We start from the raw sequence: 19,584 nt of genomic DNA, 5'->3' as shown, positions 1-19,584 counted from the left end.
TGTAAAAGGGGAGCCTCTCGATGCCAGAGACACTGATCAAGGTCGATCTCACCAAGTCGGCCTATGAAAATGACATGGTGCATAACCGCTGGCACCCCGACATTCCGATCGTGGCCTGGGTCAATCCCGGCGACGACTTCATCATCGAGACTTATGACTGGACCGGCGGTTTCATCAAGAACAACGATTCCGCCGACGACGTGCGCGACATCGATCTGTCGATCGTGCACTTCCTCTCCGGCCCGATCGGCGTCAAGGGCGCCGAGCCCGGTGACCTCCTCGTCGTCGACCTGCTCGACGTTGGCCCGATGAAGGAGAGCATGTGGGGCTTCAACGGCTTCTTCTCCAAGCAGAACGGCGGCGGATTTCTTACGGATCATTTCCCGCTGGCGCAGAAGTCGATCTGGGACATCAAGGGTCTCTACACCTCGTCGCGGCATATTCCGGGCGTCAACTTCGCCGGCCTGATCCATCCCGGCCTGATCGGCTGTCTCCCCGATCCGAAGATGCTGGACACCTGGAACAAGCGCGAGGCCGAGCTGATCGCAACCAATCCGACCCGTGTGCCCGGCCTCGCCAATCCGCCGTTCGCGCCGACCGCTCATGGCGGCCGCGCCAAGGGCGAGGTCAAGGACAAGATCGGAGCCGAAGGCGCGCGCACCGTGCCGCCGCGGGAGCATGGCGGCAATTGCGACATCAAGGACCTTTCGCGCGGCTCGAAGATCTACTTCCCGGTCTACGTGCCCGGCGCCGGTCTCTCGATGGGCGATCTCCACTTCAGTCAGGGCGACGGCGAGATCACCTTCTGCGGTGCGATCGAGATGGCCGGCTGGCTGCATCTGAAGGTCGAGGTGATCAAGGACGGCATGGCGAAGTACGGCGTCAAGAATCCGATCTTCAAGCCGTCGCCGATCACACCGAACTACAAGGACTATCTGATCTTCGAAGGCATCTCGGTCGACGAGGCCGGCAAGCAGCACTATCTCGACGTCACCATCGCCTACCGCCAGGCCTGCCTGAATGCGATCGAATATCTGAAGAAGTTCGGCTACTCCGGCGCCCAGGCCTATTCGATCCTTGGTACGGCACCGGTTCAGGGGCACATCTCCGGCGTCGTCGACGTGCCCAATGCCTGTGCCACATTATGGCTGCCGACGGAAATCTTCGACTTCGACGTGATGCCGTCCTCGGCAGGTCCGATCAAGCACATCAAGGGCGATATCCAGATGCCGATATCGCCGGACAAGTAATCCCTGCGCGACCGGATGCGAGACGGCGTATCTGCCGCCCCGCATCCGCCGCGACAGTTCTCTCACAGACAACAGCGTAGGGATGATGCGATGCCGGTCTATGAATATCTCTGTGACGATTGCGGTCCGTTCAAGGATATGCGCCCGATGGCCGAATGCGACGATCCGCAAGCCTGTCCGCAATGTGAAATCATGGCGCCCCGCGTGATTCTGACCGCCCCGAACTTCTTCTGCATGCCGTCGGAGACGCGCAAGGCTCACGCCGCCAACGAGCGCAGCACGCACGCGCCGCAGACGCTGGCGCAATACAAGGCCTCGCATGGCCCCGGTTGCGGCTGCTGCTCCACGGGCAAGAATTCGTCAAAGAACGCGCCGGATAAGAACAAGCCGGCGCGGCTGGTGACCAAGACCAGGAGCGGTGCCAAGGGTTTTCCCACCGCGCGGCCCTGGATGATCAGTCACTGATTCACGCGGCAATCTCAAACAGAGTAGAGGAGCAATTCAAATGCTTCACGGTGACATCTCCAGCAGCAACGACACCGTCGGCGTCGCGGTGGTCAACTATAAGATGCCGCGCCTGCACACCAAGGCCGAGGTGCTCGACAGCGCCCGCAAGATCGCCGACATGGTGGTGGGCATGAAGACCGGCCTTCCCGGCATGGACCTGGTGATTTTCCCGGAATACTCCACCCAGGGCATCATGTACGACTCCAAGGAGATGTATGAGACCGCTTGCGCGGTGCCCGGTGAAGAGACCGCGATTTTTGCGGAGGCCTGCCGCAAGGCCAAGGTGTGGGGCGTGTTCTCGCTCACCGGCGAGCGCCACGAGGAGCATCCGCACAAGGCGCCCTACAACACCCTGATCCTGATGAACGACAAGGGTGACATCGTGCAGAAGTACCGCAAGATCATGCCGTGGGTGCCGATCGAGGGCTGGTATCCCGGCAATTGCACCTATGTCTCCGACGGCCCGAAAGGGATGAAGGTCAGCCTGATCATCTGCGACGACGGCAACTTCCCGGAGATCTGGCGCGACTGCGCCATGAAGGGGGCCGAGCTGATCGTGCGCTGCCAGGGCTACATGTATCCGGCCAAGGAGCAGCAGATCCTGATTTCAAAAGCGATGGCATGGGCCAACAATGTCTATGTCGCGGTCGCCAACGCTGCCGGCTTCGACGGCGTCTATTCTTACTTCGGTCACTCCGCGATCATCGGTTTCGACGGCCGCACCCTCGGCGAGTGCGGCGAGGAGGACTACGGCATCCAATATGCCCAGCTGTCGAAGCATCTGATCCGCGATGCGCGCCGCAACGGCCAGTCGCAGAACCATCTCTACAAGCTGGTCCACCGCGGCTACACCGGCATGATCAATTCCGGCGAAAGCCCGCGCGGCCTCGCCGTCTGCCCCTATGATTTCTACAAGAACTGGATCGCCGATCCCGAAGGCACCCGGGACATGGTCGAGGCGATGACGCGCGCGACGCCCGGTACCGCCGAATGCCCGATCGACGGCATCCCGAATGAAGCGGCGCCCACCAATTACTAAGCCGTTGCCCAAATCAGTGTGTGTGAAGGCGTGCCGCTCGCTCCCGTTGGGACGCGGCGCCGCCCCAGATGATCAGTCATTGATGTGAACGACGGTCAATACTGCGACCGAACCGCACACGCAAACGTCGTGGATCGACCAGGCTGCGCCGGAAAAGCGTGCCTCTGGTGCAACATGGTCCGCTGAATCAGTCCGGTTTTGCTGTCCCCCAGCGATTCCGCCGATTCCGTAGTTCCACGGAGGGGCCCGGCGGCCTAGTTTGCCGGCGGCGCCGCTGGGGAGCGCTGGACTGAGGGCATCAAAGTGGAATTTGGGCCGCCGAAGGCTGGTCGGATTGGGCTGCGCCTTGCCGCGGTCGCTTCGTCTGTCGTGGCGGTCGTTCTCAGCCTCGGCCTATCGGCGACACCTGCGCAGGCGGACTGCGCGCCCGACCCGGCGGCAAGCGGGCAGACCGTCACCTGTAGCGGCACCGATGCCGACGGCTTTGCGGCAAGCGGCGGCGTCACCAATCTGACCGTAAATGTGCTGACTGGCGCCAGCGTCAACGATAACGGCACGGCGGCGATCAACGTCAATGACACCAACGTCATCACTAACAACGGCACGGTGGCGGCGGGCTCGGGCCTCACCGGCATCAATGGCGGCAATTCGAACACCGTGACCAACAACGGCGCCATCACGGTGCTTGATAACGGCCTCGGTATCTCCGCGCTCGATCACAACATCATCATCAATGCCGGGACCGTCACCACCGGCGACCACGGCAGCGCGATCTCGGTAGGAAACAACAATAGCGTTAGCAACAGCGGTGCGCTGTCCATCGGCGCGTCGGGCGCGGGCATCTTCGCGGTCCAGAGCAACACGATCACCAACGCCGCGACGGGCACGATCACCGGACTCGATGATTCAATCGGGATTTTCGCTTCGTTCGGTGGCACGACCGTGACCAATGCAGGCGCGATCAAGGTCGGCGATTCCTCCGGCTTCTCCGGCGGCATCGTTGCGACCATGGATAACAACACGGTCACCAACACCGCCACCGGCACGATTTCGGTCGGGCAGGGTGCCGCTGGCATCTTTATGCAGGGTAGTTTTCAAATCGTCAGCAATTTCGGCGCAATCACGGCCGGCGACTTTGGTGCCGGCATCGCCTTGTTCGGTGATGACGCCAAGGTCACCAATAGTGGCTCGATCAAGTCGGGCGATGGCACGTCCGCCGGCATTGCGGTGCAGGGCAATCGGGTCGCGATCAACCAAAACGGGACGATCAGCGTGGGTCTGGGCGGTGCGGGCATCGCGTTTACGGGCCTGTCCTCCACGATCAGCAACAATGGACGGATCACAGGGGCCGATTTCGCCGAGGGCATCGTAGCTCTCGGTGATTCCAACACCATCATCAACAGAGGTACGATCACGGTCGGCGATTCCGGCTTCGGCATCGACGTGAGCTCGTTCACAACGACAAACCACGTTGTCAATACCGGAACCATCACCGTCGGTGCTGGCGGCGTCGGCATCAGCGTGAGCGGCGGGGCCAACGTCTTCAACTCCGGGACCATCAACGCTGCGGCCGGAATCGCTGCAATCGAGTTTTGTGTCTGCGGCCCCAACACGCTGACGCTAGGACCCGGCAGCATCATCAACGGCCTGGTGCTCGGCACTGGCGTCGACACGTTCCAGCTCGGAGGCATCGGCAAGGATACGTTCAACCTCGACCTGATCGGTCCCCTTCTTCAGTATGACGGCTTCTCGACCTTCAACAAGGTCGACAATTCGACCTGGACGGTGACCGGCACGGGTAATCAGGACTGGAACGTGCTGGGCGGCACGCTCACGCTGGCCGGCACCATCAATGGCAATGTGAGTGTCGCGGCCGGCGGCACGTTCGGTGGCGTCGGCACGGTCGGAAGCTCCATCTCCGTCAACGGCGGTACGCTAGCACCGGGCAGTCCCACCGGGACGCTCAACGTGTCCGGTGATCTCTCGTTTACGTCGGCGTCGCACTACATGGTGCAGGTCTCGGGCACCAGCAACGGCGTCGCGGTCGTCACGGGAACGGCGACGCTCGCCGGCGCCACGGTCGTCGTCGTACCGACCGGCTCGATCGCGAAGCACTACACGATCCTGAACGCGGGCACGCTGCCCGACAGCTTCAATCCGGTCGTCGCGGGTTTGTCATCGAACCTGCATGCGACCCTGAGCTACGACCCCAACAACGTCTTCCTGGATCTCGCGCTGGGCTATGGCGGCGGCCTCAATATCAACCAGCAGAATGTCGCCAACATTCTGACGCACTACTTCGACAACACCGGCAGCCTTCCCGTGGTGCTGGCGAATCTCTCGCCGACGGGACTGACGCAAGCCTCCGGCGAATCAGGGACGGGATCGCAGCAGACGACGTTCAATGCGATGAACCAATTTATCGGCTTGTTGACCGACGTCTTCAGCGCGGGACGCGGCGGCGCACCGGGCGCGACGCCCTATGCCGACGAGACGAACGCGACTGCCTATGCCGCGACCCGCAAGAACGCGAACGAAGCCCTTGCTTCGATCTACCGCAAGGCACCGCCGCTGACATTCGAGCAGCGCTGGGACGTCTGGGCCGCCGGCTATGGCGGCTCGCAGGCCACTGACGGCAATGCGGCGCTTGGCTCGAACAACGCCACCAGCAGCGTGTACGGCACGGCGGTTGGTCTGGATTATCGCTTCTCGCCGTCGACGATCGTAGGTTTTGCGCTCGCCGGCGGCGGCACCGGCTTCAATGTCACCGGGCTCGGCTGGGGCCGCTCGGATTTGTTCCAGGCCGGCGCCTTCGTGCGTCACAACGCAGGACCGGCCTATGTCACGGCCGCGCTGGCCTATGGCTGGCAGGACGTCACGACCAATCGCATCGTCACCGCCGCCGGCGTGGATCAATTGCGTGCGCAGTTCAACGCCAACGCGCTCTCGGGCCGTGTCGAGGGCGGCTATCGCTATGCCTGGCAGTGGATCGGCCTCACCCCCTATGCGGCGCTCCAGGCCACCGTGTTCAGCCTTCCGAGCTATTCGGAGTTCGCTGTGGTCGGCAGCAACGTCTTCGCGCTGAATTATGCCGCCAAGGACGTGACCAGCACCCGCACCGAACTCGGCCTGCGCGCGGACAAGTCCTTTGCCGCAGCCGGCGGCCTGATAACCTTGCGCGGCCGCGTCGCCTGGGCGCATGACTACAATCCGGATCGCACCATCGGTGCGGTCTTCCAAACGTTGCCGGGATCGGCGTTCGTGGTGAACGGCGCCGCCCAAGCACACGATTCCGCGCTGACCACAGCGGCGGTGCAGATGAGCTGGATGAACGGCTGGTCTGCGTCGGCGACTTTCGAGGGCGAGTTCTCGAACGTCACCCGCTCTTACGCCGGCAAGGGCGTCGTCCGCTACGCGTGGTAGGCGCTACCGTTTCTGCTGCGCCGGCTTCCGGGGCGGTCGCGGAGCGGCGGCCGGCGTGGGTGTCCCGCTCATCTTGTTGGCGGCTTCGCTGACGTCGAGCAGCGAGCGACGGATGTCATCGAGGAAGTTCGCCGATTTCTTTTTCATGGTGTCGGCGAGTTCGTGCAATCCCTGGATCTTTTCGAACAGCTCATCCGCCTTGCCGTCGGCAAAGCCGGGCACCACGCCTTCGATCTTTGTGACCGCCTTGTCGAAGCCCGCGAAGGCGCTGTCGACCCTGGCCATGACGGAATCGATTTCGCCGCCCTTGCTCCGGAGATCGGCGGTGTAGTTCTCGAACGTGCGCAGGCCTTCCTTGATCGCCGGGGCGTTGCTGACGATCGTACGGTCGACGCTATGCAGGGTGTCGACGATCGATTCGGCATCGCTGAGATCGGCGGTCAGCACGGGGACGCCGTCCGAGTCCAGCGGCACTGGCGGCGCCGAGGGCGCGCCGCCGATCAGCGAGACCGCGGCGACGCCGGTGAGGCCCTGGAACTCGATGCCCGCGACGGTGTCCTTGCGTATCGGCGCGGTATTGTCGAGCATCACCAGGGCCACGACCTTGCGCGGATTGTCCAGCTTGATCGACAGGATTTGGCCGGCGGGGACGCCATCGAAATTGACCGGTCCGCCGCGGCGCAATCCGCTGGCGGAGCCCCCCTCGAATACCACGCGCAACTGGCTGCGGCTCTGGAGGGTGCGCCATTTCTGCACGCCGAGCACGCCGCCGAACGCCACGGCGATCACCGCCAGCGTCGCCGTTCCGATCACCAGATTGCTCGCGCGTGCCATGCGGGATGATTTTACGGCCAAAGCGGGGAAGTTGGAAGGATGATGGCGTGGCCGCAATAATAGGATGGGCGAGTTAGGGAAGCGTAACCCGCCACTTCCTCTCGCGTTTTGTCGCAAGGATTGGCGGATTACGCTGCGCTAAACCGCCCTCAGCGACATCAATGCCCGGCGGTGTTCTTGGCCGCAGCATTGTTCAGCACGATCAGGGCATCGACGGCGACGCCTGTTTTGGCATTGATCAGGAACGGATTGACGTCGATCGAGGCGATCCGGTCGCCAGCATCCGCGATCAGGTTGGACAGGCCGACCAGCGCCTTCACCGCGGAGGCCTCGTGCAAGGCCGGTTTGCCCCGATAGCCGCGCATCTTGATACCGGCCTTGGTGCGGCCGATCAGGAGTCGAGCCTCAGCCTCGTCCAGCGGCGCGCCGGCGAGCGCGACGTCCTTCATCAGCTCGATGTCGATGCCGCCAGTGCCGAACAGCACGACCGGGCCCATCTCGGCATCGAGGGAGGCGCCGACCACCAGTTCCAGATCTGCCTTCACCTGTTGCGCGATCAGGATGCCGTCGAGCTTCGGCTTGCCCTTCAGCTTGCTCAGCCGCGCGGTGATGTCGGCGAACGCCTTCTTCACCGCGGCCGGGTTGTTGAGATTCAGCACCACGCCGCCGATATCTGATTTGTGCAGGATCTCGGCGCTGACGACTTTGGCCACGACGGGGAAGCCGATCTGCTTGGCGATCTTCACGGCCTCGGCTGCCGTCTGTGCGATTGCCTCCTTCGAGATCGGGATGCCATAGGCCTTCAGCAGCTTCTTGGAGGCGACCTCGTCGAGCGCGGCGCCAATTGCCGATTTCAGCGCCTTCTCAAGCACGGCGCGCGCTGCAGGCTTCGAGCTGGAGACGATATCAGGCACTTCCTTGCGCAGCTTGGCGTAGTCGAGCAGCGACTTGATCGCAGTCACCGCGCGATCCATGCCCTGCATGACCGCGAGATGCGGCAGCGACTTGCGCAAGGTCTTGGTGAACTCCGTGAAGCCGATCGACATCGCGCTGATATAGATCACCGGCTTGCCGGCCCGGCTCGCCATCTCGTCGACGATGCGCAGATTGCGCTCGCGCAGCTCGTGCGGCGCTTTCGGCAGCTCGGCATCGATGATGACGATGTCGATATCGGGGTCGTCGATCATCAGCCCGATCGATTTCATGTAGACGGAGGGATCGACCACCGCGGCAAAGCCGGCGTCGAGCGGGTTGCCGACGATCGAGCCCGGCCCGAGCATCTTTGCCAGCTCCGAGCCGACATGCGAGCTGAGTGGTGCAAAATTCAGGCCTTCTGCATCGAAGGCGTCGATCAGCATGCCGCGCTTGCCGCCGGATAGCGTCACTGCGGCGAGCCGGTCGCCCCTGGGCACTGCGGCGTGGACGAAACATTCGGTGGTCTCGATCAGCTCGTCGAGCCCGCCGACCCTGATGACCCCTTCGCGCGTTGCAATGGCGTCGAAGGTCTCGATCGAGCCCGCGAGCGCGCCGGTATGTGCCATCGCCGCCGCGCGGCCGCCCTCGGACGCTCCGAGCTTGAGCGCGATCACCGGTTTGCTCGCGGCGCGCGCCGCCTTGCAGGCGTCCCGGAATGCCTTGGTGTTGCGCACGCCTTCGAGGTAGACCACGATCACCTTGATGCTAGGATCCTCGGCGAAATAGCGCATCAGGTCCGGCGTCTCGAGCCCTGCCTCGTTGCCGGTCGTCACCATGTAGCCGACCCCGACGCCGCGATCTTCCAGGGCCTGGCGGATCGCCATGACGATGGCGCCGGATTGCCCGGCAATCGCCACCGCGCCCTGTTCCATGGTGACGATACGGTCGTCGATATTGGTGAAGAGCTTTTCGCCCGCGCTCAAATTGCCGAGGCAGTTCGGGCCGGTGACCGCCAATCCCGTCTCGCGCACGGCCGCTTGCAGTTCGGCGGCGAGCTTCTGGCTTTCCTCGTCCTGCAACTCGCTGAAGCCCGAGGTGACGATGGTGGCCGAGCGCGCGCCGGCCGCGGCGGCATCGCGGATCACCTGCACGGCAAAGCGCGCCGGCACCAGCACCAGCACGTGGTCGGGCTTCTCCGGGAGGCTTGCAAAGTCCTTGTAGCAGGGGACACCCCAGATGGTGTCGCGCTTGGAATTGACGGGATAGAGCCCGCCCTCGTAGCCGTATTTGACCAAATTGTTCCAGATGCGCTCGGCATAGTTGCCGGGCTTGTCGGTCGCGCCCACCAGCACGATGTTGCGCGGATGCAGCATGGCGTGGATGCCCTTGACGATGTCGCTGGCATCGGGCGGCGGAGACCATGGGCGCGATGAAGCTGAGGCGGCAGATACGCGAGCTTCCATGGTGTGACCTCACCTGTTGTTCTTGTTGGCGGTGCGTCACTCTGTTCTATGGCGAGTTCTTCGGACTGGCAACCACGTGGGCGGGTATGCCGTGCGGTGGAATGAGCGCGCGCCAAGCCCTGGTGATCGACATTTTGGGATCACTGCTCGCGCCGTGGTTCAGTATCGCAGGATGCCGAGCTTGTAGGCGTAGTGATAGGCCAGCTGCTTCGCCAGATAAGGAGCGATGGCGCGCCGGATCTGCATCTGTGTCGGTTCGAAGCCGAGAATGCGTCGCCGCAGGATGCCCATCTCCCTGACGCCGACCGCATAGGTCGATGCCGTCTTTTGTGCGTCATGGATTCGGAAGCAGGCGAGAAATCGCGGCAAGCGTGCAAATTTGAATCCTGCGGCTTGCGCCCGCAGGATGAAGTCCCAGTCCATCGCGTAGTGTAAGCTCTCGTCGATCGGCCCGATCCTGTCCCATACGCGCTTGCGCCAGAACATCGTCTCTTGCGGAATGTAGTCGGCATATCGCAACGCCTTGCCGTCATGAGGCGGCAGCACGGCGCGGCCGACCTCGAGTCCCTCGCGATCGATGAAGACGCGATGGCCGTAGACGACGTCGACACGCGGATGTGCGATGAAGTAATTTGCGACATACGCAAGTGTCCCGGGCAGCAGCACGTCGTCGCTGTTGAGATAGGCCATGATCTCGCTCTCGGCGCCGACGAAGCCGAGATTGATGGCGCTGGATTGCCCCTTGTCCGGTTCGCTGCTCCAGCTCAGGCTATCGCCGCGCCTCTTCAGGAGATCGAGCGTGCCGTCGATCGAGGCGCCGTCCTGCACGTGATAATACAGGTCCGGATAGTTCTGGCTGACGATGCTGTCGATCGTGGCGCCGAGATATTGCGCATGGTTGTAGCTCGGAGTGACCATCGCGATTCTGGGCGCGCCCGGATGGATCGCAGGAGCTCGCGGGAAAGCCGTCAGGTTGAGCAGGCGCGGCGGATATTGCTCGAAGGTCCACATCGGCGGGCGGCGCCAGAGGCTCCGAAGCGAGGAGCGTCTTTGCCCGGCGGCGATAAGATCCTGGTTCCTCTCCAGGAGCGCGACGCGGCTTTCCAGCTGTTCGAGACGCTGCCTGAACTCCTCATCCATCACCGTCTTCTCGCAAATTACAGCGGAAATGCTCAATAGGCCATTCTGATGGGTCTGCGGTCGACGGCGCCGGTTCAGGGGTTCCATCGAGCGGCATTGTCCCTACAGGTCGGGCGGATTCAAGAGGGGGGTGCGGATCGATTGCGAACCGCTATTCATCAGTGCCGATCAGGGTAGCATGCAGGATGTAGCGCTCGGGGCCGGACGCGACGGCGTTGAACGGCCAGCAGGTCGCGAGCACGAGTTCGGCTGCCCGTGCCGCAGGATCGATCCCCGAGGCATCGAAGCGAACCACAGCGGAGGAATCCGCGCGAAAACGAAAGTGCTTGCCATCACTGCGTGTGACGTCGATCAGGTCACCAATGGCGACATTCCGCAGGAAACGGAAATGAGTGTCGCGGTGCGCTGCATATACGGCAACGCCCCGCTCGCCCGCGTCAGCCGTTTGGCGGATATGGCCGGGCCCGAAAGCGAGCGCCTGGCCGCTCGCGCCTTCCAGTACGATCGCGCGGGCGCCGATCCGCCTCACCTCGATTCGCGCAACCGGCCAAGTATCGGCCCATGACCATGGCCTGACCACCTCGCCGGTCGCAACGCTCTGGTCGAATGCGCGCTCCAGCAGCACCTGCGCGAGCCATGCTTTGGCATGGATGTAGGCGCCGTCGCCGAACAGGATGATGCCGATCAGGGCGAGAGCGAGGGGAGAGATGATGCGCGGCATTGTACTAATTCCCGTCATTGCGGGGAGCGAAGCGACGAAGCAATCCAGACTGTCTCCGTGGATGAGTTTCTGGATGCTTCGCTTGCAATGACGAAGGTGAGAGGGCGAGTTCAAAAAGGCGCGCGCGGCCGTTGGTGTGTGGGACGGGCAGCCGCGCGCGCTAACAGAGGAGTTCGGGGGGCTCCTCTCTCAAGCGGCGTCAGTGAGCAAGGACTGACGCCGCTTGAACACGAACAGGATCAGGGCGAGCACGACCAAGATCAGGCCTGCGGTCATTTTCAGCTCGGCCGAGGTCGCGGTCTTGGGCAGGCGGATCGCATCCGGTGCAGCGGGCGTCGGTCGCCTCGTGGCCGGCTGGTTGCGTGCATCGGCGTGACGCTCGCGGAGCTGCGCTGGGACCTGCTGTCGTTCGCCAAAGACCTTCGCGAAATCCCAACCGGCCGGCAGGTTGATCGGCAATTCGCTGGGCTTGAGCGGCTCGCCTTCGGGACGGCTCGGCGTCTTGTCGACCGCGACGAGGCTGGTGAGCCGCGTGACGATCTGATGGTCGAGCGCCAGTGCCAGGATTGCCTTGTCCGAGTCTTCGGGCGTCATTTCGCGCAGGGTGCGCGCCACTTCGGCATCGGCGATCTTGCGCTTGGCCCAAAGCTTCGACAGGCCGTTGCCTTCGGCCGTATTTTGCAGCGGCAGCGTCACCGACCATGGGCGGTCACCGACGCGGCCCTTGATTTCGACCGAGCCCGCAAGCGTGTCGAGCTTTGCCGCCAGCACCAGCGGCTCGTCGCGATAGACGTCGGGAATGATCGTCGGTGTGACGTCGGCCTTCGCTTCGGAGAACTTTACGCTCAGCCCGGTCACGGCCGGGTTCTCGAGCTTGGCAAACAGGCCGCGCATGCGCTCCTCGACCTGCTCGACGGAGCCGATATGGGTGAAGGCACCGCGGCCGAGCTCGGCGGCGCGCGTCATCAGATAGGTGTTGGGCGCCGACCCGATGCCGACCATGAACACGCGCGAGCGGCCGCGCATCGCCGTGATCGTTTCGAACAATTGCTGCTCGTTGCCGATCGCACCGTCGGTCAGGAATACGACCTGGCGAACCATGCCGGCGTCGCCAAGCTTGTCGGTCAGCGCGGCCCGCATCGCCGGCACCATCTCGGTGCCGCCACGCGCCTGCAGCGCGCTGACGAACGAGGTGGCTTCACCGACACGCTCGGCATCCGCCGCGACGGAGACCGGAAACAGCACGTCCATGGTATCGTCGAAACGGATGACGTTGAAACGGTCGGTCGGCTGGAGACGGGAGAGCGCGTAGGTGAGGCTCGCCTTGGCCTGAACGATCGACGTGCCGCCCATCGAGCCGGAATTGTCGATCACGAATATCACCTCGCGCGGCCGCGGCTTCTGCGTCGCCTGCTCGGCGGCGGGCGGGGTGACAAAGGCAAGCAAATAATCGGCGTCGCCGACGCGCTCGCGAAATAAGCCGACCGACGGCGCCTTCACGGCCGCTGGCTTCCAGGTCAGTTCGAAATCGCGGTCGGCAGCCACGGCACCGTCGGCAAGCGAGACGATTCGCATCGTATTGTCCGGGCTCGCGACCTTGACGTTATGATGGGGGCTCGTGACCTCGCCGAGCGCAAAGCCGGCGTTCAGACGCACCGTGATGCTGGTCGGATTGACCGGTGCATTCCTGGCGGGATCCAGCACGGGCGGCGAGATGCGGTCGCGGTCCGGCACCGGGTCCGAGTTGGTCGCGCCCCAGCCGGAGCCATCGTTGCGGAAATCGACGCTCTGGACGATCGGCGCCGGATTGTAGCGCGGCCCGACCACCAGCGGCAGGCGCAGCGAATATTCGTTGCCGGATTGATGCACCGGCTCCTGATATTCGATCTGCACCAGCACGGTTTCGCCAGGGCCGATATTGGCGACCGAGTTGGTGAAGATGTTCGGCCGCTCCTGCTCGGTGAGCGCGGCCTTCTGGCCGGCGCGGCGCGCCTCTTCGTAGATCATGCGCGCCTGTTGCCGCTCCTTGATGTCCCCGACGATGACGCGGTTGCCGACCACCATCTTCAGCGAATCGACGGCGCCGTCCGCGGGGAGCGGATAGACATAGGTCGCCTCGACCCAGTCCTTCGTCGGGTTGCGAAAGATTTGGGTGACTCGTGCTCGCAGTGTCGGGCCCGACACCGTGATGTCGACGTCGATGCCGAGGCGGATCGCTTCCGTGTAGGCGCCATCCTCCTTGAGGAGGAGAGAACCGGATTTGGCATCGCCGGGCTGGAGCAGGCTTGGCCTGCTCCGTCGTCGCCGACCAGCCCGGCTCGAAGCTCACCAGCAGGGCCACGAAGGCGACCAGCATCACCGCGATGCCCTGCGCCAGAAGGAACAGTCCGACCACGATCAGTCTGCCCAGCCAAGGGTGTTCGTTGCTGTCCGTCGTGTCAAAAGTATCCATTTGGCCTGCTCCCGAGCATGTTTGCTGGCCCCGAGCATCCGCCGGGACGGCCCGATTTCGCGAGCAGAATGATCGGCAATGTTCCGCCACGGCCGGCCCGGCCGGCCGCCTCCGAGATGGCGAAGTGCGGTTTTGTGCTGGTTTGTCCGTCCTGCTAGGATGTCGTCCTGGAGCAGGGCCACGATGCAGACGCAGGACAAATTCACCGACAAGCAGCTGTCGGACGAGCAGAGCCGCGAGATCGCGGAGACCATTCGCGAGGAGCTCGCCAGGCGCCGGATCTCCCGGCAGGCGCTGGCCGAGCAGGCCAAGCTCAGCCTGTCGACGCTGGAGAAGGTGCTCGGCGGCCGACGGCCGTTCACGCTGGCGACCACGGTGCGGCTGGAGCAGGCGCTGGGCGTCTCCCTGCGCAGAAGCGCCGCCGTAGTGACGCCTCCGGCCGCAAACGATGTCGCGCCCGACAGCCTCGGCTCCTATGCCCATCGCGCGGTGACGTGGCTCGAGGACGTCTACATCACGCTGCGACCGTCGTTCGGCGACAAGGACGCGATCTTCGCCTACCGCACCGAGATCGTCTGGGAGCCGAAGGTCTCTTCACTGGTGTTCCGCGAGGGCGAGCGGACCGATGCCGCCTACGAACACACCGGCGAGGTCGCCGTGCCGCATCAGTCCGGCTTCATCTATCTCGTCATCATCAAGCACGGCCAGCATCGCGTGATCACTGTGTCGCGGCCGACGGTCGCCGGCGAGATGTACGGGATCATCTCGACGCTCCGCGCCGGTCCCGGCTCGCAGCTGACGCCGATCGCAGCGCCGATCGCTTATGTGCCGCTCCGAAACTTCGCGAAGCCCTCGCTGGGTCGGGTCGCGCCCGGCGATGCTAACCACGAATTGTACCAAAAGCTTCTGCGCCGAACGGTGGAAGAATCGTTCGCGCTGTTTCTGTCGGTATAGCCCGCAAGAAATTATCCGGAATGACGAGCATGCGTCTATAAGGGGACATGCAGGACGCGTCCGCACTCTACGACGGCGAATCTCCGCTGTTCTCAATCATTATCCCGCTCGAATCTCACCGCGGGCAGTGGGAGATGTCCTGGCTCGGCTGGACGTCGCAAACTGCCGACACATCGCTCTACGAGATCATTCTGGTCGTGCCTCCGGATTTCACGGCACGCGAGCAGTTGAAGGCGCTGGCCGGCAACAGGGCTCGCCTCGAATTCACCGATTCCGAACACGACATCGGGCTCTGCGCATTCGGCGCGACGAAGGCGCGCGGCAGCTATCTGTTCTTCACGGAATCGCACTGCCGGCCCGAACCCGACGTGATCGAACTCTGCATTCGCGCGATCGATGCTCATCCCGATTGGGCCGGCTTTTCCTGCCGTTCGATCCCGATCTGCCATAACCGGTTATCCGTGGCAGAGGCCGCCATGTACCAGGCCGACATCGAGTTCGGTATGAAGCAGCATCCCTGGCGCAAGGTCCTGGATCAGTGTTTCGTGACGCGGCACGACGTCTACCGGGAATGCGGCGGCCTGCGCGAGGAGCTCGGTCATTTCGCCGAATGGGTGCTCGCCGCCGCCTATCACGCGAGAGGTCATTCCATCGGCTATCTCGAGGAGGCGCGCTTCCATCACTACTATGTCGGTGAGATCGGCGAGCTGAAGCAATTCACGCTCGACTTCGTGCAAGGCGAGATTCGCTATCTGAGCGAGGCCCGCAACGATGCCGGCAGCGAGCTGCTCGACATTCCGGTCGAGTGGAGCTCGCGGAGCGAGGCCGGCGCGTCGCTCGCCCGCAATGCACTGAACGCGCTCCTGCGCTCCAGCCTCGGTGACGGCGGGGGAGGGCCTGGCGAGAAATGGCTGGCGGTATGGCGTTGGGCCGTGCCGGCGCTGCTCGGCGGTCTCGGCGCGCGCGGTTTCGCGCGGCTGGCGGCATGGCACGCGCGGGCCGTGCTGGTCGCTGTGACGGCCGCCGGATCGAGCGATGCGATCGCGCGATGGATGCGGCGATACATCGCCGCGCTGATCCGGCATCAGAGGCTCGATTGCATTCACCGTCTCGGACGAGATGCGGGACCTGTTGACGGGCTCCTTGGTGAGCGCGTTGTCGCGCAGATCGGATTCCATGCCGAAGAGTTCTCTGCCGGTCACACTTTCCGCTGGAGCGAACCAGAGGCAGCCGTGCGCATCAAGGGGAAGCCGGGCCGCACCATTGTCCGCGTTCGAAGCCCCGCACTTCGCGCACCGCTAGATACGATAGACACGCGATTCTATGTCGATGGCACGGCCATCCGCCCCGAAGCGGTCGTGACCGGTTGTGACAGCTACAGGCTGAGCCTCGATCTGCCGCCGTCAGGCATCGCCACCCTCGCCTGGGCATGCCCCATGTTCAGGGGCGTCGGCGATTCGCGTCGTCTCGGCCTGCCGATCGCGGGCATCGACGTCGGCGACGACATGATCGAGGTTGAAAGCGCGGGAACAGCGCCGTCGCTTGCTGGAAAAGAATAGCGGCCCTTCGGCCGCTATTCGGTCGATTCAGGCTGTTGCTCTCAGTCGAACTAGCCGCCCGTTTCGGCGCTGATGATATCGCCGAACAGTTCCCACTGGCCCTTCTTGAACCGCCACATCTTGAGCTGCTCGATCGGCGCGAAGTCCGTGGCGGAGGTGTTGATCTTGATGCCCGGGATCAGTGTGTCGGGCACGAAGTCCTTGAGGCTCGCTGCCTGCTTCATCACATTCTCACGGGTCAGATTGTCGCCCGCCTGCTTCAGCACCTGCACCATGGTCTGGGCTGCGGCATAGGCGTAAACCAGATTGGCGTCCGAAATATTTGCACCGGGTATGTATTTGTCGACGAAGACCATGAACTTCTTCATGCCCTCATCATCCTTCCACTGCGGATCCGACGCATCCTTCAGATAACCAGCCGACAGCACCCCTTCGGATGCCTCGAGGCCGGCAGGCTTCATCACCGCGCCGATGGACACCGAGACATCGGTCATGAGATGCATCGGCTTCCACTCCAGCTCCGCGATCTTCTTGATCGCCTGCGCCGCGAATTTCGGCGTGGCGATGTTCACGAAGACATCGGCGCCGGTGCCCTTGAGCTTGACGATATGAGCATCGATCGAGGGTTCCGACGTCTCGTAGCTCTCTTCGGCCACGATCAGTTTCGATGCCTTGTCACCGAACACGTCCTTGATGCCGGCGAGGTAGTCCTTGCCGAAATCGTCGTTGGCATAAAAAATCGCGACCTTCGCGTCCGGCTTCTCCTTCAGAATATACTTCGCGAAGATCTGTGCCTCGACGCGGTAGCTGGGCTGGAAGCCCATCGTCCAGGGAAAGTTCTTCGGGTCATTCCACTTGCTGGCGCCTGTGGCGAGGAACAGCTGCGGCACCTTCTTGGAATTGTGATACTTCTGCACGGCGGTCTGGGTCGGCGTGCCCAGCGCGTTGAACACCAGGAAGACCTCGTCGCTCTCGATCAGCTTGCGGATCTGCTCAACGGTCTTAGGCGGCGAGTAGCCGTCGTCGTAGGAGATCCAATTGATCTTTCGGCCGTTGATGCCGCCCTGATCGTTGATCATCTTGAAATAGGCTTCCTCGGTCTTGCCGATGACGCCGTAGGCGGAAGCCGGGCCGGAATAGGCCTCGACATTGCCGATCTTGATCTCGGTGTCGGTGACGCCGGTGTCGTACGCCTTTTGCGCATACGCGGTTTGGGCTGTCAGCAGCATCAGCGCCGTTGCTGCGGCGAGCAGGGAGAGTTTCTTGTTCATGAAAATTCCTTGGCTTTTCTGGGTTGGAACACGCACGTCAAAAAGAAAAGTGCCCGCGAGAGGGGCGCTTTGATCAGGCGTTGGCGGCTTTCTTGTCGACTTCCGAGGCGCCTGAGAATTCCTTGCGCAAGGTCGGCTTGTGGATCTTGCCGGTGGCGTTGCGGGGTAACGCATCGACGAAGCGGACCTGGCGTGGACATTTGAAGCGCGCGAGATTCGCCGCGCAGTGCGCGAAGACATCTGTCTCGGTCAACCGCTGGCCGGGCTTGGCCGCGACGATGGCGAGGCCAACCTCGCCCCATTGCGGATCGGGAATGCCGATCACGGCGGCTTCCGCGATAGCGTCGAGTTGGTGCAGGACGTTCTCGACCTCGGCCGGATAGACGTTCTCGCCACCGGAAATGTACATGTCCTTCCAGCGGTCGACGATGTAATAAAAACCTTCCTCATCGACGCGTGTCGCGTCGCCCGTGTGCAGCCAGCCATCGGTGAACGACGTCTTGTTCGCCTCCGGCCTGTTCCAGTAGCCGGGCGTAATGTTCGGTCCCTTGACCCAGAGCTCGCCGAGTTCGCCGACATCGGCGTCGCCGCCGTCAGGACGCACGATGCGCACTTCCGTGTGCAGCACCGGCTTGCCGGCGGAGCCGGCTTTCCGTGCCGCATCCTCGCGGTCGAGCACCAGCACGGCCGGCGAGGTCTCGGTCATGCCGTAGCCCTGCTGGAGTGCGACGCCACGCGCCTCCCACACCTTGAGCAGCGGCACCGGCATTGGTGCGCCGCCGACACCTCCCACGATCAACCGGCCGAGGTCGGTGGTCGCGAACGCCGGATGCTGGGCCATGAACTGGTAGATCGCGGGCACGCCGAAGAACACGTTGATGCCCTGTGCGGGATCGTTGATCAGGCCGAGCGCCGTGCCGGGATCGAAGGCGCGCATGATCATCACGGTGCCGCCGGCGTGCAGCACCGGATTGGTGTAGCAATTCAGGCCGCCGGTGTGGAACAGCGGCAGCACGGTGAGCAGCACCGAGGACGGCCCGATGCAGGCGGGGCCGCCGAGATTGACGCAATTCCAGAAGGTCATGCCATGGGTGATGGTGGCGCCCTTGGGATGACCCGTTGTGCCCGAGGTGTACATGATGGTCGAGACGTCATCGAGGGTCACCTCCTCGATTTTCTCGAGTGGCTTTGCGGCGGCGATGCCGGCCTCATAAGTCCCGCTGGGGCCAAGCAGCAGGCTCGTCGCAATGCCGCAGAGCCTTGCCACGGCCAGCGCCGTTTCGGCGAGATCGGTGTCGTGGATCATCACCTTCGGCGCGCAATCTGCGGTGATGAACTGGAGTTCGGGAACGGTGAGGCGGGTGTTCAGCGGCACGAAGATCGCACCTAACCGCCCGCAGGCGAATTGCACCTCCAGCGTATCGGTCGTGTTCAGCGCCAGCACCGCGACCCGCTCGCCGCGCGAGACTTTCAGCGCATGGCGCAGAAATGACGCGAGACGCGAGATGCGCGCGTCGAGCTGCGCATAGGTAAAGCGGCGCTCGCTCGCGAGGTCTATCACCGCAATCTTGTTCGGTGTGCGGCGGCCATGGTGGGCGATCCAGTCGTAGTAACGAACGGCCAAGAATTCCTCCCTCGGCGGACTTGTGCCGCCCGCGTCCCTATTGCCATGCACCATGCCCGGCATGGCCCAAGGGCCAGCCGGAGTTTGTGCACCATCCTTTTTTTGATCCGGAGTTGGCGCGCGAGCGATGAAAATCGTCTTGCGTTGAGTTGCTAGAGCGAGCTTGCTTGGAGCGGGGCTCGGCCAGCCACTCCGCGCAAGTGAGCCGCCAAGGTTCCGGCCATGGTGGACGAGACGAATCCGCCAGCAAGGCGAGAGTGCGATGATGAGCCCGTTCTATACCGCCGAGCATGACGCCTTTCGCGAGGTGATGCGCCGCTTCGTCGACAAGGAGATTGCGCCCTTCGCCCACGAGTGGGATGAGGCCGGTGAATTCCCCCGCGCGCTCTATCGCAAGGCGGCCGAGATCGGGCTCTTGGGACTCGGTTTCCC

Annotated in this window: 13 protein-coding genes and 1 pseudogene; 7 read left to right on the top strand and 7 right to left on the bottom strand. The window is 63.4% G+C overall.

Annotation, left to right across the window (positions count from 1 at the left end; all coding sequences use genetic code 11):
* Nucleotides 1-20 precede the first annotated feature (20 nt).
* From fmdA to IVB32_RS38000, 4 genes are all read left to right on the top strand, one after another.
* Nucleotides 21-1,250 (top strand): formamidase, encoded by a 1,230-nt coding sequence (fmdA, locus tag IVB32_RS38015; protein ID WP_007598072.1) that lies wholly within the window; start codon nt 21-23, stop codon nt 1,248-1,250.
* Nucleotides 1,251-1,340: 90 nt separating this feature from the next.
* A complete protein-coding gene (locus IVB32_RS38010) occupies nt 1,341-1,715 on the top strand; it encodes a zinc ribbon domain-containing protein (protein ID WP_018455946.1) in 375 nt (124 codons plus the stop codon).
* 40 nt (nt 1,716-1,755) lie between these two features.
* Nucleotides 1,756-2,796 (top strand): aliphatic amidase, encoded by a 1,041-nt coding sequence (locus IVB32_RS38005; protein WP_018455947.1) that lies wholly within the window; start codon nt 1,756-1,758, stop codon nt 2,794-2,796.
* 303 nt (nt 2,797-3,099) lie between these two features.
* A complete protein-coding gene (locus IVB32_RS38000) occupies nt 3,100-6,219 on the top strand; it encodes an autotransporter domain-containing protein (protein WP_247295926.1) in 3,120 nt (1,039 codons plus the stop codon).
* Between the two features lie 3 nt (nt 6,220-6,222).
* On the opposite strand, the gene IVB32_RS37995 is transcribed toward IVB32_RS38000, so the two are convergent.
* The 5 genes and pseudogenes from IVB32_RS37995 to IVB32_RS37975 form a co-directional block, all read right to left on the bottom strand.
* Nucleotides 6,223-7,053, bottom strand: coding sequence for an MlaD family protein (locus IVB32_RS37995; RefSeq protein ID WP_018455949.1), 831 nt, complete (start codon nt 7,051-7,053; stop codon nt 6,223-6,225).
* A 158-nt stretch (nt 7,054-7,211) separates the two neighbouring features.
* Nucleotides 7,212-9,431 carry an acetate--CoA ligase family protein gene (locus IVB32_RS37990; protein WP_026233059.1) on the bottom strand — a complete coding sequence of 740 codons (2,220 nt, stop codon included), beginning with the start codon at nt 9,429-9,431 and terminating at the stop codon, nt 7,212-7,214.
* Between the two features lie 159 nt (nt 9,432-9,590).
* Nucleotides 9,591-10,571, bottom strand: coding sequence for a glycosyltransferase family 2 protein (locus IVB32_RS37985; protein WP_085361926.1), 981 nt, complete (start codon nt 10,569-10,571; stop codon nt 9,591-9,593).
* A 151-nt stretch (nt 10,572-10,722) separates the two neighbouring features.
* A complete protein-coding gene (locus IVB32_RS37980) occupies nt 10,723-11,292 on the bottom strand; it encodes a class GN sortase (RefSeq protein ID WP_085361925.1) in 570 nt (189 codons plus the stop codon).
* 189 nt (nt 11,293-11,481) lie between these two features.
* A pseudogene (locus tag IVB32_RS37975) lies at nt 11,482-13,744 on the bottom strand (marine proteobacterial sortase target protein).
* A gap of 183 nt (nt 13,745-13,927) precedes the next feature.
* Here IVB32_RS37975 and IVB32_RS37970 point away from each other — a divergent pair.
* Together IVB32_RS37970 and IVB32_RS37965 are read left to right on the top strand one after the other, a co-directional pair.
* Nucleotides 13,928-14,698, top strand: coding sequence for a helix-turn-helix transcriptional regulator (locus tag IVB32_RS37970; RefSeq protein WP_247295928.1), 771 nt, complete (start codon nt 13,928-13,930; stop codon nt 14,696-14,698).
* 47 nt (nt 14,699-14,745) lie between these two features.
* On the top strand, nt 14,746-16,257 hold the full coding sequence (locus tag IVB32_RS37965) for a glycosyltransferase family 2 protein (RefSeq protein WP_018455954.1): 1,512 nt from the start codon (nt 14,746-14,748) through the stop codon (nt 16,255-16,257).
* Between the two features lie 50 nt (nt 16,258-16,307).
* Here IVB32_RS37965 and IVB32_RS37960 read toward each other — a convergent pair whose 3' ends face one another.
* Entirely contained in the window at nt 16,308-17,528 is a 1,221-nt protein-coding gene (locus IVB32_RS37960; protein ID WP_247295930.1) for an ABC transporter substrate-binding protein, read from the bottom strand.
* Nucleotides 17,529-17,601: 73 nt separating this feature from the next.
* On the bottom strand, nt 17,602-19,152 hold the full coding sequence (locus IVB32_RS37955; RefSeq protein ID WP_026233060.1) for a long-chain fatty acid--CoA ligase: 1,551 nt from the start codon (nt 19,150-19,152) through the stop codon (nt 17,602-17,604).
* A 262-nt stretch (nt 19,153-19,414) separates the two neighbouring features.
* On the opposite strand from IVB32_RS37955, the gene IVB32_RS37950 reads away from it, so the two are divergent.
* The coding region (locus IVB32_RS37950) for an acyl-CoA dehydrogenase family protein (RefSeq protein ID WP_247413134.1) at nt 19,415-19,584 on the top strand (170 nt) is incomplete at its 3' end.

This window comes from Bradyrhizobium sp. 23 (assembly GCF_023073295.1).
Classification (GTDB): domain Bacteria; phylum Pseudomonadota; class Alphaproteobacteria; order Rhizobiales; family Xanthobacteraceae; genus Bradyrhizobium; species Bradyrhizobium canariense_D.
Note: the sequence above shows the minus strand (reverse complement) of the source record. Positions and strands in the feature narration are given on the sequence as shown.

Bases quoted from the DNA above. Each gene is read 5' to 3' on its own strand.
- IVB32_RS38010 (WP_018455946.1), top strand. From the start codon at position 1,341: ATGCCGGTCTATGAATATCTCTGTGACGATTGCGGTCCGTTCAAGGAT.
- IVB32_RS38005 (WP_018455947.1), top strand. From the start codon at position 1,756: ATGCTTCACGGTGACATCTCCAGCAGCAACGACACCGTCGGCGTCGCG.
- IVB32_RS37990 (WP_026233059.1), bottom strand. From the start codon at position 9,431: ATGGAAGCTCGCGTATCTGCCGCCTCAGCTTCATCGCGCCCATGGTCT.
- IVB32_RS37995 (WP_018455949.1), bottom strand. From the start codon at position 7,053: ATGGCACGCGCGAGCAATCTGGTGATCGGAACGGCGACGCTGGCGGTG.
- IVB32_RS37985 (WP_085361926.1), bottom strand. From the start codon at position 10,571: ATGGATGAGGAGTTCAGGCAGCGTCTCGAACAGCTGGAAAGCCGCGTC.
- fmdA (WP_007598072.1), top strand. From the start codon at position 21: ATGCCAGAGACACTGATCAAGGTCGATCTCACCAAGTCGGCCTATGAA.
- IVB32_RS37980 (WP_085361925.1), bottom strand. From the start codon at position 11,292: ATGCCGCGCATCATCTCTCCCCTCGCTCTCGCCCTGATCGGCATCATC.
- IVB32_RS37965 (WP_018455954.1), top strand. From the start codon at position 14,746: ATGCAGGACGCGTCCGCACTCTACGACGGCGAATCTCCGCTGTTCTCA.
- IVB32_RS37960 (WP_247295930.1), bottom strand. From the start codon at position 17,528: ATGAACAAGAAACTCTCCCTGCTCGCCGCAGCAACGGCGCTGATGCTG.
- IVB32_RS37970 (WP_247295928.1), top strand. From the start codon at position 13,928: ATGCAGACGCAGGACAAATTCACCGACAAGCAGCTGTCGGACGAGCAG.